Annotated in this window: 13 protein-coding genes; 3 read left to right on the top strand and 10 right to left on the bottom strand. The window is 64.5% G+C overall.

What is annotated here, in order from left to right:
- Positions 1-141: 141 nt before the first annotated feature.
- The 4 genes from ACFB49_RS13755 to ACFB49_RS13770 form a co-directional block, all read right to left on the bottom strand.
- The gene (locus ACFB49_RS13755; RefSeq protein WP_380871788.1) at positions 142-1,206 is read right to left on the bottom strand and encodes a phosphotransferase; all 1,065 of its coding nucleotides are present in this window, start codon (positions 1,204-1,206) and stop codon (positions 142-144) included.
- 132 nt (positions 1,207-1,338) lie between these two features.
- Positions 1,339-2,895 carry a hypothetical protein gene (locus ACFB49_RS13760; protein ID WP_380871789.1) on the bottom strand — a complete coding sequence of 519 codons (1,557 nt, stop codon included), beginning with the start codon at positions 2,893-2,895 and terminating at the stop codon, positions 1,339-1,341.
- A gap of 91 nt (positions 2,896-2,986) precedes the next feature.
- Positions 2,987-4,669 (bottom strand): amidohydrolase family protein, encoded by a 1,683-nt coding sequence (locus ACFB49_RS13765; protein WP_380871790.1) that lies wholly within the window; start codon positions 4,667-4,669, stop codon positions 2,987-2,989.
- Positions 4,670-4,748: 79 nt separating this feature from the next.
- Positions 4,749-6,203, bottom strand: coding sequence for a diguanylate cyclase domain-containing protein (locus ACFB49_RS13770; protein ID WP_380871791.1), 1,455 nt, complete (start codon positions 6,201-6,203; stop codon positions 4,749-4,751).
- Between the two features lie 154 nt (positions 6,204-6,357).
- Between ACFB49_RS13770 and ACFB49_RS13775 the strand changes: the two genes are divergently transcribed.
- Positions 6,358-6,813 (top strand): cupin domain-containing protein, encoded by a 456-nt coding sequence (locus ACFB49_RS13775; protein WP_380871793.1) that lies wholly within the window; start codon positions 6,358-6,360, stop codon positions 6,811-6,813.
- 30 nt (positions 6,814-6,843) lie between these two features.
- Here the strand turns inward: ACFB49_RS13775 and ACFB49_RS13780 are convergent, their stop codons facing one another.
- The 4 genes from ACFB49_RS13780 to ACFB49_RS13795 form a co-directional block, all read right to left on the bottom strand.
- Entirely contained in the window at positions 6,844-8,268 is a 1,425-nt protein-coding gene (locus tag ACFB49_RS13780) for an amidohydrolase family protein (protein ID WP_380871794.1), read from the bottom strand.
- Positions 8,265-9,650, bottom strand: coding sequence for an amidohydrolase family protein (locus ACFB49_RS13785; protein WP_380871795.1), 1,386 nt, complete (start codon positions 9,648-9,650; stop codon positions 8,265-8,267). Before ACFB49_RS13785 ends, ACFB49_RS13780 begins: the two co-directional genes overlap by 4 nt.
- A 108-nt stretch (positions 9,651-9,758) precedes the next feature.
- Positions 9,759-10,166: a VOC family protein gene (locus ACFB49_RS13790; RefSeq protein WP_380871796.1), complete on the bottom strand. Its 408-nt coding sequence runs from the start codon at positions 10,164-10,166 to the stop codon at positions 9,759-9,761.
- A 28-nt stretch (positions 10,167-10,194) separates the two neighbouring features.
- Entirely contained in the window at positions 10,195-10,689 is a 495-nt protein-coding gene (locus tag ACFB49_RS13795) for a MarR family winged helix-turn-helix transcriptional regulator (RefSeq protein ID WP_380871797.1), read from the bottom strand.
- Positions 10,690-10,808: 119 nt separating this feature from the next.
- Here ACFB49_RS13795 and ACFB49_RS13800 point away from each other — a divergent pair, with 119 nt between their 5' ends.
- Both ACFB49_RS13800 and ACFB49_RS13805 read left to right on the top strand, forming a co-directional pair.
- Positions 10,809-12,194 carry a sodium-dependent transporter gene (locus tag ACFB49_RS13800; RefSeq protein WP_380871799.1) on the top strand — a complete coding sequence of 462 codons (1,386 nt, stop codon included), beginning with the start codon at positions 10,809-10,811 and terminating at the stop codon, positions 12,192-12,194.
- Between the two features lie 26 nt (positions 12,195-12,220).
- Positions 12,221-13,381 carry an aminotransferase class V-fold PLP-dependent enzyme gene (locus tag ACFB49_RS13805; RefSeq protein WP_380871800.1) on the top strand — a complete coding sequence of 387 codons (1,161 nt, stop codon included), beginning with the start codon at positions 12,221-12,223 and terminating at the stop codon, positions 13,379-13,381.
- Between the two features lie 190 nt (positions 13,382-13,571).
- On the opposite strand, the gene ACFB49_RS13810 is transcribed toward ACFB49_RS13805, so the two are convergent.
- A complete protein-coding gene (locus ACFB49_RS13810) occupies positions 13,572-14,642 on the bottom strand; it encodes a cupin domain-containing protein (RefSeq protein ID WP_380871801.1) in 1,071 nt (356 codons plus the stop codon).
- Positions 14,643-14,707: 65 nt separating this feature from the next.
- Positions 14,708-17,125, bottom strand: coding sequence for a TonB-dependent receptor (locus tag ACFB49_RS13815; protein ID WP_380871802.1), 2,418 nt, complete (start codon positions 17,123-17,125; stop codon positions 14,708-14,710).
- Positions 17,126-17,298 lie beyond the last annotated feature (173 nt).

Below are 17,298 nucleotides of genomic sequence, written 5' to 3' on the forward strand. Positions count from 1 at the left end.
ACCCCAGCGAAGGCTGGCTCCAACCTCTTCCATCGTCATGCTGAACTTGTTTCAGCATCCATATGGCCGCATTCGCAGCCCGCGATTGAATCGCATGGACCCTGAAACAAGTTCAGGGTGACGCTCCCTGTGTGGGCGTCGTCAGCCCCCTTGCGCGGCCTTCCAGCCTGCCGCCGCAAGTGCCGGGAACTTGTCCGCCATTTCGCGGGCGTGGGTGGAGGCGGCGGTGCCGCGGACGACGCGGCCCTTGATGCCGTGGATGATCGCCGCCAGCCTGAAGATGTTGAAGGCGGTGTAGAATTGCAGACTGTCGATCCCCGCCCGCCCGGTCCGCGCGCAATAGGCCGCGACATAATCGGCCTCCGAAGGGATGTTGAGCGCCGCGAGATCATGGCCGGCAATCCCGGTCGCGACCGGCGGGGCGAGCCGATACATCATCAGATGATAAGCGAAATCGGACAGCGGATCGCCCAGCGTCGACAATTCCCAGTCGAGCACCGCAATCACGCGCGGCTCGGTGGGGTGGAAGATCATGTTGTCGCAGCGGAAATCGCCATGGGTGATGCGGGTTTCGCCCGCTTGCGCCGGCATGTTCGCTTCGAGCCAGCCGATCAGCGCATCCATGTCCGCATTGCGGCCGGCCTCGACATCATCGCGATACTGCTGGCTCCAGCGGCCGATCTGGCGTTCGAAGAAATTGCCGGGCTTGCCATAATCGCCAAGCCCGATCGCATCGGGGTCGATCGAATGGAGCTGCGCCATCGTCGCATTCATCGCGTCGAAATAGGCCGGGCGATCGTCGCGGCTGACTTCAGGGAAGGTCGCGTCCCAGAAGATGCGGCCTTCCACCATGTCCATCACGTAGAACCAGGTGCCGATCACCCCATCGTCGGTGCACAGGCCATGGACCCGCGCCACCGGGAAATCGACCGTCGCCAGCGCCGAGAGCACGCGCGCCTCGCGCTCGACCGCATGCGCGCCCTTCAACAACTGGCCCGGCGGCTTGCGGCGCAGCACATAGGAACGGGCGGGCGTGACTAGCTTGTAGGTCGGGTTGGATTGCCCGCCCTTGAACTGCTCGACCGTCAGCGGCCCCTGATAACCCGCGACATTCGCAGCCATCCATTCCGCAAGCCGGGCCTCATCGAAACGATGCGCCTCGCGCACCGCGGTGGTGCCGCTATTCTGATCCTGACGGCTCTCCAAGCGACCGCTCTCCCATACTGGCGGAGCGCTTGTGGCCCCTCGATTGCAACCCGGCCCGTCTAACAACAGGGCCGGCATACCCGCAAGCCGGCGGCAAGGTCGCCTATTGCGAGGCAGCCAGTTTTGCGCCGTTCAGGGCTGACCGTCGTCGCTCTGGCCCGAATCCTCTCCGTCCCTCGCCGCAACGACTTCGGCCATATCGCTGCCGTCCCAGCCGGGCTGCTTGTCGAGGCGATCCAGCATCTTGCGCGCGCTGTCCGCCAGGCTGCCGCCATGGGGATTATAGGCGATGGGCTCCAGCGCGAACCTGGCCTCCTTAGGGCGCTTGGCGTGGATCAGGGTCGTCGCCAGCATCATCCGCAGTTCAAGATCAAAGCGCGCGACATCGACCGCGCGGGCGAGACCATCGATCGCCAGAGGCGTCGGCTCCAGGCCCTGTTCGGCGAAGCTGAGGTAGAAATATTTGAGCGGCAGCGGATGATCGTTTTCGCGGCGGTTGAGCGCGATGAAGGGCGCCCGCGCCCGCTTGTAGGCGGCCGCCTTGTCCTCGGCATCCTCCGCCATATGGAAAAGCGCATAGCCCTTTTGCACATAGGCATTCACCTGGCCGGGATCGAGCGCCAGCGCCTTATCGGCCGCAGCGATCGCTTCCTTGTCGTTGCCGGCGTCGAACTCGGCTTCGGCCAAGGCGGACAACACCTCCGGGTCCTTCGGAAAACGGGCCGCAATCGCGCGGGCTTCGACCACCAATGCCTTTGCCTGCGCTTCGTCGACACCGCGCCGCGAACGGATCCGCACCCGCATCATCGCGGCTTCGCCCGGGCTGAGCTTGCGCAGTTCGATCGGGCCGACCTTCAGCATGTCCGGCGTCAACCGTAGGGCGGACATCCGTCGCCGCATCAGATAGCGATCGAGTTCCTTGTCCAGCTTGGCGAAATCCCCAAAGGCTTCAAGCGCGGCGTCGCGCTGGCTCTTCCCCTTTGCGAGCAGCGACAGATAATTGGGCAGTTGCTCGGACCGGGTCGGTTCGAACGTCAGATAATGATAGAGCAGCCAGCTCTTGCCATAGAAGGCGTCATAGCTCCGCCGGCCGGGCTTTTCCGGTGGCGGGTCCAGCAACGCCGAAACCTTCATATCCTCCTCGAAAAACAGCTCGCCGGCGCGGTGCTGCGCCGCGCGGCCGATCAGGACGGTGCCGTCGGCCTCGAAACTGCTGGTCGCAAAGAATTCCGCCCCGCCTTCCGAAAGCCAGCGCGGCATCCACCGGCTGCTGGCCGAGTTCATGAAATGATGCGCATATTCGTGCAGCAGCACGATCATCGAAAAATCGGCCTTGCCCGTGCCGGAGTTGACGTGCGGAATGATCGCCAGCGATCCGCCGGCACGGGAAATATAGAAGCCGCCGATATATTGGGCATTCTGCCCATAGAGATCGCGGACGGCGGCCTCGCTGCGCACGATATAGACGGTGACGCGGTTGGATGGGCTGGGCGGCGGAAATTGCGAATGCGTCAGGAAAGCGAGCGCTGAATGATAGCGTTCGAGCTGCTCCGAAAAGCGGCGCAGATCGCGTTCATTGTCGTCCGTGTAGATGACGAAATGCTCGCTCGACGCCTGCATCCATTCCGCGCGCGCGGGGCTGCCGCCCAGGCATAGAGCCCCTGCCATCGCCAAAGCGATCCACCGCATCCTTACCCCTCCCCCGAATGCCGGAAAAGCTACCCTAGAAATCAACAGGGTAGATGCAAAGGGTGCAAAAAGATGGGGAGAGCTGCTGGGGCTAGCCCTTGCAGCGCCCATAGCCCGGCCCGCGGACCACGCGGCCGGGCGTGGCGCCGGTATGCTCACCGTCCTTCAGCACCTGGACGCCATTGACGAACACGTCGCGCATGCCGGTGGCATAGACCTGTGGCTCGGCGAAGGTCGCGTGGTCACTGATCTTCTGCGGATCGAAGATCACCACGTCGGCGAAATTACCCGGCCTGAGCATGCCGCGATCGGCGATCTTGAGGTTGCTCGCCGGCAGGGCCGTCAGCCGCCGGATCGCATCTTCCAGCGGCACCCGTTTCTCGTCACGAACATATTTGCCGAGCAGTCGCGCGAAATTGCCGTAGGTGCGCGGATGCGTGCTCGATTTCAGGAAAACGCCTTCGGGTGCCTGTGACTCTCCATCCGAACCGAAGCTCATCCAGGGCAGTTTGACCTGCTTCGCGACATTGGCCTCGTCCATCAGAAAATAGACGGTGCCGACGCGGCTGCCATCTTCGACGACCAGATCCATCGCGGTTTCGGCCGCGCTCTTGCCGCGCATCTTCGCGACTTCGGCCAGCGTCTTGCCTGTCAGCGGTTTCAGCGCCTCATTCTTGAAGCCGACGAGCAGCATGCCTTCCGGCCCCGCCCCGTGGAAGAAATTCTCCCATCCATTGCCCGGCGCTGCCATTTCGGCCGCCACCCGTGCGCGCGTCGCCGGGTCCTTCAGCCGGGCGATCCATTGTTCCAGCCCGCCCGCCTGCACCCAGGTCGGCATCGCGGCATCGAGCCCGGTCGCGCCGGCGGGGTAGAGATACATGTCGGCGGTGATGGCGAGCCCTTCGGCGCGGGCGGCCTCGATCCGCGCGACCGCCTGATCATATTTTCCCCAATTGTCGCGGCCGGCCATCTTGAGATGGTAGATTTCGGCCGGTGCGCCCGACTTCCGCGCAATCTCGATCAGCTCGTCGATCGCCTCGATCAGCCGGTCCCCTTCGGAACGCATATGCGAGATATACATGCCGCCGCATTTCGCCGCGGCAGAGGTGATCGCGATCAGCTCGGGCGTCTCGGCATAGGTGCCCGGCGCGTAGATGAGCGAGCTGCCGACGCCCATCGCGCCTTCGTCCATAGCGCGGGTGACGAACGCCTGCATGCGGGCAAGCTGATCGGGCGTCGGATCGACATCGCCTTCGCCCAGTTCATGCACGCGCACCGTCGCGGCGCCGATGAAGCTGGCGACATTGGTGGAGACGCCCTTCTTCTCCAGCATCGCCAGATATTCGGCCAGCGTCGTCCAGCTGATCGGATATTTGATGTCGCCCTGCCGCTTGAGGCCATCGGCCTTCATCGCCGGGCTGAGCGGTCCCATCGAATCGCCCTCCCCCATCACCTCCAGGGTGACGCCCTGGCGGATGTCGCTCTGGCCGCGGCCGTCGGCGATCAGCGATTCCGTCGCCCAGCTCAGCATGTTGATGAAGCCGGGGGCGACGGCGAGGCCCTTCGCATCCACCTCTTGCCGGGCGCGCCCGTCCACCTTGCCGACCGCGACCAGCCTGTCGCCCTTGATCGCGAGATCGCCGACCCGGCCGGGTGCGCCGCTGCCGTCATAGAGCGTGCCGTTGCGGATGACGACGTCATAGGTCTCGGCCGGCGCCGCGGTGGCGCACAAAGCGGTCGAGACGACAAGCGGCAGCAAATGGCGGATGCGCATGGGTGAATTGCCCCTTCCCTGTTTCCGCCGATCCTAACGGCAAGCGCGGCAATTCATACCGCCAGCGGAAAGGGAATGGTCAGCGCAGCGAAAGCGCGTCGGATTTGCGCCGCGAAGGCGGGCTCATCGCGAAATAGACGTCGGACAATTCCGCCGGATCGACATCGAGCCATTCGACTGCGGGTTGGGCGAGTTCACGGCGCTTGACGCGGTACATCAGTCTGTCCGCCGCATCGAGCACGGCGGAAACCTCCACCTTGCTGCGTTCGGCGACGAGGACCGCGCCGGTGCTGAGCCCGACCTGCCAACCGCCTTCGGTCGAGGCTTCCAGCACCGCTTCGAGCAGGCGCCGCGAAAGCTCGCCCACGGCCTCTTCGGTCGCATCTTCCACCACCAGCACGAATTCGTCACCTGCCATGCGATAGAGCCGATCGAAGGTGCGGGCGGCGCGACGCAGCGCCTGCGCCATGGCGATCAGGCAGCGATCGCCCTCGGCATGGCCCAACCGGTCGTTGACCTGCTTGAAGGAGTCGAGATCGAGGAACAGCACGCCGACCGCGACATCATCCGATACGTCGGTGCGGAACAGACGAGCCAGATCCTGCAACAGCGCGCGACGGTTGGGCAGGCCGGTCAGCATGTCGACAAAGGCCATCTGCTCGGCGCGCTTGCGCTTGGAGATGTCCTCGATCACGGCGACGAAGAAATCCGGTTCGCCGCCATGGCGGACCAGCGAGACCGTCAGGTTGATCCAGATGATTTCGCCACCGCGGCGGATGTAGCGCTTCTCCATCGAATAATGATCGATCTGCCCGGCCACGAGCGAAGTGAGCAGGGCAAGGTCCGCGTCGAGGTCTTCGGGGTGGGTGATGTGCTGGAAACCCAGTTCCATCAGCTTGTCCCGATCATGTCCGGCGATTTCGCAGAAGCGGTCGTTGACCTGCAGGAAACGGCCCTCCGGCGCGACATGGGCGATGCCCACCGCGGCCTGATGGAAGGTGGCCTCGAACCGCAGCGCGAGTTGGTCGTGCGCCCGCGCATAGGCCGCCTGCGAAGCGCTGGCGAGGCCGAAGGCGAAAGGGCTCACGAGCAGCTTGGATACCGCAATATCGATCTCGTCGAACGCATCCGGCTCGGCGGAATAGATTTTGAGCACCCCCACCTGTTCCGTCTGGAACGGCAGCGGCACCACCACCATCGAACGGATACCGAGACGGCGGCACGCCTCCAGATCGACGCGGCCATCCTTCTCGGTATCAGCGCAGACCAAAGCCTCGCCCGACAGGATCGCCTGGCCGGAAAGGCTGCCCACCAGCGGCAAACGAAAGCCCACCCATTCCGCCATTTCACCGCTGGCGGCGCGATAGACGAGTTCCGCCCCGTCGCGCATTTCGATGAGCGCGCCGCGGGCATGCGTGAAGATGCGCGAAGCCCCCGCCACCACAGCCTGCAACACCTGATCGGCATCGTCACACGCCCCGGCGATCGCTTCCTGGGTCGCCAGCAACTCCCGAATCGCCCGACGCCAACTCACATACGCTCCCACGCGGCCCTGCCTGACCCGTATCAGGGGCCATGGTTAAATTGACGTTATCGATTGAACAGGGTCGGCACGGTTGGCCATGGATTGCCCAGCCGCTTGCCCATGTTCATGAAACAGGCCAACCGCATCACCAAGGGAGACGGCGATGGTTCGCAGAGTCGTGACCGGCAATGATGCGCGTGGCCGGTCCCATATCGTCAGCGACGAGCTGATCAGTAACGACGCCGGGGAAACGGATGGTCTCGTCTGGCGAGAAGGCGGCGATCCGGGCACCTGGCTGCCTTCAACCGCGCCCTATCTGGAGCCGCCGCGGGGCGGCAGCCGCTGTTCGCGCGTCGTGCTGCCACCGTGGAAAGATATGGCCGCCGATGTCGAGGCCGGGGGCTTCCCGGGCCTCGACGCGCAAGGCTTTCACCGCACCGGGACGATCGACCATATCCTGATGCTGGCAGGTGAGGTCGATCTTGTCCTCGACGATGCGCGGACGACCATTCGCGCCGGCGACGTGGTGATCCAGCGCAACACCAGCCATGCTTGGCAGAACATGACCGACGAGCCGGCGATCTTCTGGGGCGTGATGGTGGCGCGAGGGGACGGATAGGCCCCGCCCCTCTCGCGCACCGTCAGATGATCAGAAGGTCCGGCGCTTCGGCCGCGGTCCACCCGCCAGCGGCAACTTGTCCTCGTCGACCAGTTGGCCGCCCTTGATGACCGCAACGATCGCCTTGGCATTGTTGATGTCGGCGGTCGGGTCCGCGCTCAGCAACAGCATATCGGCGAGCTTGCCCGGCTCGATCGATCCCAGCACATCATCCTTGCCGAGATGCCTGGCGCCGTTGAGCGTGGCGATCGTCACGATCCGCGATGCCGGCACGCCGGCCGCCTGGAGCAATTCCATCTCGCGATGCACCGCCGGCCCGAGCGTCTGATCGGTGGCGATGGCGATCACGCCGCCGGCCGCGTCGATCATGCGCAGATTCTCCTGCGCGACCGGGGTCATCAGCTTCATCCACCAGGTCCAGCCGCGTTCCTTCCAGGCCGGCAGCGTCTTGGAGCGCAGCTCGGTGATCTCGGCGGGGCTGTAGGCGGCCTGATAGAGCGGCTGATCGAGATATTCGGGATGTTCGACCAGCCGGCTATAGCCTTCGCCGATCGTCAGCGTCGTCGCCATCGGCACCTTCTTGGCGCCCATCAGCTTGGCGAACTCCCCGGTGATCGGCCCCTGGATGACGGGATGGGCAAGGCTGTCGACACCCGCAAAGATCGCCTGGGTGGCGCGCAACTCGCTCGAGGTATGCGCGGTGGTGCGGATGCCGTGGCGGTTCACCTCCAGGATGATCTCTTCCATCAGATCGAGCGGCAGCAGCGTGATCAGCGGGCGCGTGCCCCAGCCATGCTCGTCGAGCGTCAGCTTGACGATGTCGGGCTTCTGCTCCTCCAGATATTTGATGAGCTTGGGCTTGTCCTCGGTCCAATTGTCGATCTCGATCGCCATGCTGGCGCCATGGCTGCCGGGATAGGTGATGAGGTTGCCGGTCGCGAAGATGCGCGGCGACAGGATCTTGCCCGCGCGCTCCTCGGCCCGCAGGCCCAATATGTGCTCGGGCACATTGCCTGCATCATAGACGGTGGTGACGCCCGAATAGAGATAGCTCGCCAGCGCCCGGAGCCCGGCCTCGTGCGCCGCCTTCGCATCGGCCTGGGCGGTCGCGGGAACCGGCGCCGACGGGTTCTTGGGATCGGTGCCGACCATGCGGTGCCCATCGCCGCCGCGCGCGCCCTGAAGATGGATGTGGACGTCCATCAGGCCCGGCATCAGATATTTGCCGGAGCCGTCGATATGCTTGCCGGACACCTTGGGTGCCACCGCGGTTGGCGTGACGAAGCTGATCTTCCCCTTGTCCACGCCGATCGACATGGCGGTCTGGTTGGGCTGGCCGGTGCCGTCGACCAGCGTCACATTGTCGACGATGAAGTCTTCGGCCAGCGCCGCAGCAGGCGCGACGAATATGGTCGCGGCCAGCAGGGTCGCGCGGAACAGCTTGTGGATTGTCATTGAATGATCCCCGTGGCCTTGCCGCCACTCTTGAAAACGATGCCGTCGCGCATCACGAAATCGACCCCGAGCACCGCGCGAATGTCCTGCAGCGGATCAGCGTCGAGCGCGACGATGTCGGCGGCGAGGCCGGGCGCGATCTTGCCGCGATCGGGCACGCCACCGGCCAAGGCGGCGTTGACCGTGCCTGTCTTCAGCGCCTGCATCGGCGTCATGCCGGCTTCGACATATTCCAGCATCTCATAGGCATTGGTGCCGTGCGGGGCGATGCCGTTATCGGTGCCGAGCGCGATCGGCACGCCGAGCTTGATAGCCATCCGCACCATCTTCTTGGGCTGGTCGCCAAGCTGGTAGAGCTTGGCAAGCGAATTGGGCGCGAGATCCTTGAACGGCCCCTGCCGCACCTTTTCCGGCGTGTCGCCGACCCAGGTGATCGGCCAGACGGTGGGGACGAGCCAGGTGCCGTGCTGCTTCATCAGCTTCAGGCTTTCCTCGTCCGCCCACATGGCATGTTCGATCGAATCATATCCGGCACGGATCGCGGCATCGATGCCGGCCTTGCCATGGGCGTGCGTCGTCACCTTGCGGCCCATCGCGTGGCCGGCATCGACGATCGCCTTCAATTCCTCGTCGGTGAATTGCTGGCCGGTGCCCGCATCCGATTCATCGAGCACGCCGCCCGTCACATGCACCTTGATGACGTTCGCGCCATATTTGATCGCGTCGCGCACGGCGCGGCGGCAATCGTCGGCGCCGTTGCACACGCCGGGGCGGATCTGCGCCTCCATCAGGTCGCGGCGCAGGCCGTGGGCGTCGGCATGGCCGTTGGTCGGGCTGATCCCTTCGCCGGCGGCAATGATCTTCGGGCCAGCGACGATGCCATCGCGGATCGCGTCGCGCAGGCCGAACAGGGAATCGCCCGGCGATCCCAGGTCGCGGACCGTGGTGAAGCCCGCCATCAGCGTGCGATAGCCATTGGCATAGGCGTTGACCGCATAATATTCCGGCCCTTCGCGCAGCCGCGTCATCGGGCTGCGCGCCGCTCCGCCGGAACTGAGATGGACGTGCATGTCCATGAAGCCCGGCAGCACGAACTTGCCCGAAAGGTCGATCACCGGCGTATCCGCCGGCAGCCCCAGCGCGGCGGCATCCTGGAAGCCCGAATGGACCGAACGCACCTTGCCGCCTTCGGTGACGATCGTGGCGTTGCTCGCCACCGCCTCGCCCGGAACGGCGAGCAGCTTGCCGGCGTGGATGATCGCCGTCTGCGCCACCGGTGCTGTGGGGTGCGGCGGCGTGCCCGGAACGGGTGTGGTTTCAGCCCGGGCGACGGCCGCCGAGGCAAGAGCCAGAGCGATCGCGCTGGCCAGACGAAGTTTCATATATTCCCCCGTTTCATCGACGGCGCGGCCGAAGCTAATGCGAATTATGTGAAAATCAAATATGAAAATGAATATTATATTGGACAGCACGACATGGGCCGCGGCGGCTCATTCGATCCATTCGAAAAATTCGATGGTATAGCCTTCGGGATCGCGCACCTTGAACTCGATCGTCCGGCCGTCGCAGCCGACATGGAACCCTTCGCCGGTGCCGGGCACGGCATGGCCGAACAGCCGTTCGTGCCAGGCCTGCAGCGCCCGCGTCTGGATCGACAGGATCGCGCCCTTGTTGGTGCTGCGGATCGGCACCTGGCTGCCCATGCCATTGCCGACCAGCGCGAGATGCGCGCCGCGATGGATCGCGAAGATCGCGAAATCGTCGAAGGCCATCACCTTCTCGAACCCGATGACCTCCTCGTACCAGTTCACCGCCTGGGCGAGATCCTCATAATAGAACATGGTGAGCACGCCATCGATCGGCGGCAGCGGCGGGCGGGTAGACGGGGACTCGGCCATTGCTGGACATCTAACTGCAATATCGACGTCACTCATAGAGGTCGATGTTGCGTTCGATGTGCAGCAATGTTTCGCGTAGCGCGTCGAGCTGTTTCTGGTCGAGCCCCTCCAACGCCAGTTTCTCGTGCCGATAGGCGGACGACCGGATCGAATCGAAGGCCTCCGCTCCCTTGGCGGTGATGGTGATATCGACCATCCGCGAATCCTCTTCGGAGACGCGGCGGCTCACCATCCCCTCCTGTTCGAGCTGGACGACGACGCGGCTGACGGTGGGTTGCTCCATCAGTGTCGCTTCGACGATCCGGCCGATGGTGAGCGTGCCGTAGGAGCGCAGGACACTCAGCACGCGCCATTGCGAAAGATTGATGCCGATCGTGCGTAGCCGCCCCTGCAGCCGCACGTTCAGCCGGTTGGTCGCGCGGTAGAGCTGATAGGGCAGATAATCGTCGAGCCAGCCGTCGCCTTTCTCATAACTTTCCGGCGTGCCCGCGGCGTTCTCCGCCGATTTTCCTTTCCTGGACATGTCCGTCCGCTTCCCCATCCTGTCCCCGTTTATCCATCTAAACGCATTTGCCATAAAATCTATATTCAAAGGGATATATTTTTGAATATATAGGCGGCGAAAAGCGGGAAAGGGACGTAATGGCATCGCAAGCGGCATCGGCAGGATCGGCAGGCGGAGAAGTCTGGACGTCCAAGCTCGCCTTCCTGCTCGCGGCCGCCGCCGCGGCGATCGGCCTCGGCAGCCTGTGGCGCTTCCCCTATGTCGCCGGCGCGAACGGGGGCGGCGCCTTCGTGCTCCTCTACATCGCCTTCGTGCTGGCGATCTGCGTGCCGATCATGATCGCCGAAATGGCGATGGGCCGCCGCGGCCATGGCAGCGTGATCGGCAGCATGCGCCGCCTGATCGAGGCCGAAGGCGCCTCGCCCGCATGGCGGGTGATCGGCTGGCTGAGCCTGCTGATCCCCTTCTTCGGCCTGAGCTATTACAGCGTCGTCGCCGGCTGGGGCGTCGATTATGCCCGGCTGGCGATCTTCCGCGGCTTCGCCGGCGTCGACGCTCCGGGTTCGCTCGCGATCTTCGACGAGTTGATCGCCTCGCCCGGCCGGCAGGCCCTGTTCCAGTTCAGCTTCATCGCCGCGGTATCGATGGTGGTAGCGCTCGGCGTCCGCCGCGGGATCGAGGTGGTCTCGCGGATCAAGATGACGGCGCTGTTCGTCATCCTCGCCGGCTTGGTCCTCTACAATGCCGTCACCGTCGGCCTCGGCCCGGCGCTCACCTTCCTCTTCTACCCGGATTTCGGCGCGATCACCGCCGCCGGCGTGCTCACCGCGCTCGGCCAGGCGCTCTTTTCCACGGCGATCGGCGTTGGCGTGCTGATGACCTACAGCGCTTATCTGCCCAAGGGCGTGTCGCTGCCGCAATCGGCGATGATGGTGTCCGGGTCGGTGATCTTCATCGCGATGATGGCGGGCCTCGCCATCTTCCCGTCGGTCTTGTTCTACGGGCTCGAACCGACCGAGGGGCCGAACCTGATCTTCGTGACCTTGCCGGTCGCATTCGGCGGGATGCCGGGCGGCCGCATCGTCAGCATCGCCTTCTTCTGCCTGATCGCGCTCGGCGCCTTCACCACCGCGGTCGGCATGCTGGAGCCGGTGGTCGCCTGGCTGATCGAACGCACCGGCTGGCGCCGCCCGCCGCTCGCTTTCATGACCGGCTTCGCGGTGTGGATGGTCGGCCTGCCCTCGCTCCTCTCCTTCAACCTGCTGAAGGATGTGCATCCGCTCGGTTTCCTGCCGCCCTTCGCGAACAAGACCTTCTTCGACGTGCTCGATTTCGGCATCGCCGATTTCCTGCTGCCGCTGAACGCGCTGCTGATCGCCTTGTTCGCAGGCTGGGCGATCCGTCGCACGATCACGCCGGCGGAGACCGACATGTCGCCGCGCGCCTTCCGCGCCTGGCATTTCGTCCTCGCCATCCTCGCCCCGGCCGCGATCATCGGCCTGATGATCCACATCCTGGCCTGATCCAGCCTCTACCGGAGTTATCCGCCTTGACCCTGATCCCCGATCTCGCTGCCGTCCGCGCGCGCTTCGCCTCGCTGCCGCGCTTGGCTTATTTCAGCAGCGGTTCCTACGGCCTGCTGTCGGATAGCGTGCGCGCCTCGTTCGAAACCTATCTGACCGATCGCGTCGAAAACGGCGCTTATTGGGGCGGCTGGGTCGACCGGCTGGAACAGGTGCGCAGCCAGGTCGCCAGCCTGTTCGGCGTCGATACGGACGAGATCGCGATCACCGCCTCCGCCTCGGCGGGGCTCAATGCGATCGCCAGCGCGTTCGACTTCGCCGGCCCGCGCAACAAGGTGGTCGCGTCCAATTTCGAATTCCCGACCAGCGGCCAGATCTGGCACGCGCAATCGCCCGTCGGCGCGCAAGTCGTGCATATCGCCGAGAAGGAAGACGGCACGATCCCGCTCCAGCCCTTCCTCGACGCGATCGACGATCGCACCGCCGTCGTCGCTCTGTCGCACGTCTGCTACCGCCACGGCGGCAAGATCCCCGACTACGATATCCGCGCCATCGCCGCGGCCGCGCATCGCCATGGCGCGATCGTCATACTCGATTGCTATCAGGTCGCCGGATCGGAACGGATCGATCCGCGCGCGCTCGATGTCGATGTCTGCGTCGGCGGCATGCTCAAATATCTGCTCGGCACCGGCGGCATCGGCTATCTCTATGTCCGCCGCGAGTTGGTCGACCGGCTAACGCCGCGCGCGAGCGGCTGGTTCGCACAGGCCGATCCCAACGCCATGGACATCTTCGCCAACGTGCCGAGCCCATCGGCGCGCCGCTTCGAGGCGGGAACACCGCCCGTGCCCAACCTCTATGCCGCCGGCGCCGGCCTCGATCTGATCCTCGGCATCGGCTTGGATGCGATCGGCGCGCATGTCCGCACCATCACCCGGCTGGCGATCGACCGTTTCGCCGCGGAAGGCATCTCCCTCGCTACTCCGCTCGACGATGCCCGCCGTGGGCCGCTGCTCGCCATTCGCAGCAAGGACGAGGTGGCGCTGGTCGAGCGGTTGGCCGAACAGCAGGTGATGACCTCCAGCCGCGACGGCAAGGTCCGCGCGGGCTTCCACTTCTACAATGATGAGGCGGATGTGGAGCGGCTGGTCCGCGCCCTCACGGATAATCGCGCGCTGCTGGCGTGAAGGGTGGGACGGGCGGGCGAACCACACGCCCACCCGTCACCCTGAACTTGTTTCAGGGTCCATGCGAAACGCCACCGTGTTGGAATCGGCCCGAGGGCGCGCCCGCACCACGCCGCTGGGCGCCTCCACCAATGCCGCGCATGGATGCTGTAACAAGTTCAGCATGACGGGGTTGGGGAGGCGCCCGCTCTCAATAATTAATCCCCGGATTGTCGCCGGGATGGATCAGCCCGACGACATCCATTCCCTCCGCTGACGTGCATTCCAGCGAATGGAGATGCTTGCGCGGGAAGAAGATCACGTCGCCGGCGCCGACCCTGGCGGCGCTGCCTTCGTTCCAGATGATCCCTTCACCCGACATGATGATCAGCGCCTCTTCATAAAGGTGGCGATGCATCTCGGCGCGGCTTTTGGGGATATGGCCGATGAACTGGGCGGCCGTGGTCGATCCGATCGTCTTGTCCACCAGCATCTGGAACCAGCGCGGCCCCATCGCCGTGCGCTCGCTTTCGTCGATGGGGACGATGCGGTCGGGCCAAACGGCGTCGAAATACTCGGGCATATCCGCCAGTTCGTCGAGTTGCTCGACGCCGGGGCATGCCGACACATAGGCCTTGATCGGGGCGGTGGCATGGAGCCGGAAGGCTTCACCCGCGCGGACATAGATGCCGCAGGGGCCGGCAAAGCCCAGCCGTCGCGATCCGATCTCGACCTCGCCTTCGCCGGCGCGGACCCACAGGATCGCATCCACCCCCGGCGCAGCGAGCACCGGCGTGGCGCCGTCGCGCAGCATCAGGTGGAATTGCGACTGATGCTCCGATCCGCGCGATGGCGAGATCAGGGTGCGCAGGCTGTAGCGCGCAGACGCATCCGCCTCGGCCTCGGGCGAGATGACGAAGCAGCGGCCATCGACCCGCGCCACACCCGCCGCATCGGCCGCGACGATCGCCGGGCGTGGGCCATCGGCCGCCTCCCCTTCATCGCGATAGCCGCCGGCGAGGTTGCTGTGCGCGCCGTCGCAGAAAGGTGCTGTGGCGGTGTGCTTGCAACCGCAGAACAGCACTTCCTCGCCATCCTTCGTCGCGGTGTAGCGGATCGGTTCGAAGCCGGTGCCTTCATGCGAGCGCCCGTCGCAGAAGGGCTGACGTTTCGATCGGCCACAGGCGCACCATAGATAGGTCCGCCCCGCCGCAAGTTCCCGATAATAAGGCTTGCGGCTGGCGACCAAGGGGCAGCTTCCAGTGCAGGCATGTCCAGTCATTGCGATGATCCTAACCGAAAAGGGGGAGCCATTGCTCCCCCTTTCCTCTTGTCCTGTCGTCGATCTCAGAAGCGCTTGCTGACCTCGAAGCCGACAGTGCGGGGGCGGTTGGTGATCTTGGTGGTCGGCACATTGGCCGCCGCCGCCAGGAACACGTCGCCCTGCACGTCGAACACATTGTCCATGAACAATGCGAAGCCCAGGCCATTGTCATCATCGTCGGCGCCGACGCGCAGATTGACGATGCTGAAGTCGCGCTGCGTCCGATAGATGCTGGATGTCGGCCGCAGCTCGGTGCCGGACTTGCCCTTGTAGCTGTAATCGGCGCGGATCCAGCCGCTCCAGCCATCGGCGCCCAGATCCATCGTATATTGGCCCGAAAGGCTGGCCGTAAACGCAGGAATGCGCGGGATCTTGTCGCCCTTGCGGCCCGGCGCCGAAATGTCGGCGCTCACCTGATCCTCGGTCAGTTCGCGCTCGGGCAGCCAGTTGAAGCCAGCATTCAGGTCGAAGCCGTCGAACGGCCGGCTCTGAATCTCCGCCTCCAGGCCGCGGATGCGCGCCGCGCCGGCATTGCCGATGAAGCCGAAGGAGTTGGTCGGATCGCGGCCCGTCACCTGGATGTTGCTCCAGTCGATCTGGTAGACCGCGGCGTTGAAAATCAGCCGGCGATCGAACCAGGCCGATTTCAGGCCAAGCTCATAGTTCCACAGCGAGTCCGAGTCATAGCCGTCGGGCACGGCAACCGCCGCCGACTGGTTGGTGCCGCCCAGACGATAGCCCTTGGACGCCAGCGCATAGACCGTGACATCGTCGCTCGGCTTGAACGAGATCTGCGCCTTGGGAATCCAGCGGTCCTCGTCGACCTTGCGATCATAAGGCGGCGGCAAGGTGCTGCCGAAGGTCGGGAACTGGAACAGGGTTTCACCATGGTCGCGCTGCTTGGCCTCGAACCAGCGCAGGCCGCCCAGTATCTCGATGCTATCGGTGATCGCGAAGGTGCCTTCGCCGAACACCGCTTTCTCCTTGATGCCGCGTTCGTTGACGCGGGCGAAGGCGCAGGGGTTGCAGCCCGGAATGCCGGCGCCCGGAGTCTGCGAGAAGCCGGTCGGCGGCGTGCTGGCGACGATCGGGTCGCCATTTTCATCGACCATCGGCGAGAAGCTGCGGAAGCCCGAATCGCGGTCGCGGTAGAAGACGCCGGCGACCCACTGGAACGGGCCGTCCGTGGTGGAGTTGAGGCGGGCCTCGAACGTCTTCTGGTTGAGATCCTGGGTCTGGTCGGTCAATTCGGGCACCAGGTCAGGCCGCACGCACGGATTGCCGCTGGGGCAGATCTCGCCGGCCGGGCCAACGCCCAGCGACCAGACGAAATTGTCGCGATAGAATTGCAGCTTGCGCTTGTAGATCGATCCCGTGACGGTCAGCGCTGCGAAACCCAGATCGCCATTGGCGGTCAACGAGTAGATTTGCTGCCGGTCGGGGCGCGGCGACTTCACATAGCTGCCCGTATTGAACTTGCCGGTTTCGAAATAGGCGAAGCTCGGCACGCGATCGTTCCAACCCGGATCGCTCGGGTCACCGCGTTCGCGGAAGCTGTCATAGGGGCTGTATTCGCTGGCGCCGTGGGTGTTGCGGCGCTGATACCAGGCCATCGCGTCGATCGACCAGTCGGGCGACGGTTCCCAGCGCAGCATGGCGCGGATGCCCGACGTGTCGTCCGAATTGATGTTCTTGTTGCCCAGCCGGACATTGTCGACATAGCCGGGGGTGCGATCATAATAGCTGACGACGCGCAGGGCGAGCGTATCGGCAACGATCGGCATGTTGATCATGCCGTAGATGTTGGCGCCGACGCCGCCGCCGGAAACCGAGCTGGCGCCCGCCTTTACCGATCCTTCGACATCATTGACGTTCGGCTTCTTGAGGATGAAGCGCACCGCGCCCGTCTGCGAATTGGCGCCGAAGGTGGTGCTCTGCGGCCCCTTCAGCACCTCGACACGCTCGAGATCATAGAGCTGGAGATCGCCGATCTGCGATCCGCTGTCGCCGGTCGAGCTCTGGATGCCGGGCACCGGCACTTCGTCATAATAGACCGCGACCTGTTCCTGGCCGGCGGACTGGATGCCGCGCAGCGTGTAGCGCTTCAGGCCGGGGCCTTGATCGGTGAAGGTCAGGCCGGGCACCTGATAGGCGAAATCCTCGAACCCGGTCGCGCCCATCTTTTCCAGCGTGCCGGCGCCGATCGCGCTGATCGCGGCGGGAATGTCCTGCAGGCGCTCCTCACCGCGCTTGCGGGCGGTGACGACGATGTCGCCCTCCACACCAGGCTCGGCGCGCATGGTTGCCGCCGCCGGCTCGTCGGCCCGCGCTGTCGGGGAAGTTGTCTGATCCTGCGCCATGGCCGGCAGGGCCATATTGGTGGCGACGGCGAACGCGATCACTGATGCTGCGGATACATATTTGCGAGCTTGTCGACGCATGTGCGCTTCCCCCTTTGGGCTATTGTTGTCCCGTTTCGTTCCAAGCGAATATATATGCTTTTTCATATTTGTATGTTTTGTTTAAGCTTGAAGCAAGTGGCTTGTCGCAGCGCGCAAAATTGCACGTTATATAATTGTTTTAGATCGATTTTATCTGGAGATCACGGCCGGAA

It is taken from the genome of Sphingomonas sp. DBB INV C78 (assembly GCF_042693015.1).
Lineage (GTDB): Bacteria > Pseudomonadota > Alphaproteobacteria > Sphingomonadales > Sphingomonadaceae > Sphingomonas_E.

Excerpts from the sequence above, each read along its gene's own strand:
- ACFB49_RS13760 (WP_380871789.1), bottom strand. The coding sequence starts at position 2,895 with ATGCGGTGGATCGCTTTGGCGATGGCAGGGGCTCTATGCCTGGGCGGC.
- ACFB49_RS13765 (WP_380871790.1), bottom strand. The coding sequence starts at position 4,669 with ATGCGCATCCGCCATTTGCTGCCGCTTGTCGTCTCGACCGCTTTGTGC.
- ACFB49_RS13775 (WP_380871793.1), top strand. The coding sequence starts at position 6,358 with ATGGTTCGCAGAGTCGTGACCGGCAATGATGCGCGTGGCCGGTCCCAT.
- ACFB49_RS13780 (WP_380871794.1), bottom strand. The coding sequence starts at position 8,268 with ATGACAATCCACAAGCTGTTCCGCGCGACCCTGCTGGCCGCGACCATA.
- ACFB49_RS13785 (WP_380871795.1), bottom strand. The coding sequence starts at position 9,650 with ATGAAACTTCGTCTGGCCAGCGCGATCGCTCTGGCTCTTGCCTCGGCG.
- ACFB49_RS13790 (WP_380871796.1), bottom strand. The coding sequence starts at position 10,166 with ATGGCCGAGTCCCCGTCTACCCGCCCGCCGCTGCCGCCGATCGATGGC.
- ACFB49_RS13795 (WP_380871797.1), bottom strand. The coding sequence starts at position 10,689 with ATGTCCAGGAAAGGAAAATCGGCGGAGAACGCCGCGGGCACGCCGGAA.
- ACFB49_RS13800 (WP_380871799.1), top strand. The coding sequence starts at position 10,809 with ATGGCATCGCAAGCGGCATCGGCAGGATCGGCAGGCGGAGAAGTCTGG.
- ACFB49_RS13810 (WP_380871801.1), bottom strand. The coding sequence starts at position 14,642 with ATGACTGGACATGCCTGCACTGGAAGCTGCCCCTTGGTCGCCAGCCGC.
- ACFB49_RS13815 (WP_380871802.1), bottom strand. The coding sequence starts at position 17,125 with ATGCGTCGACAAGCTCGCAAATATGTATCCGCAGCATCAGTGATCGCG.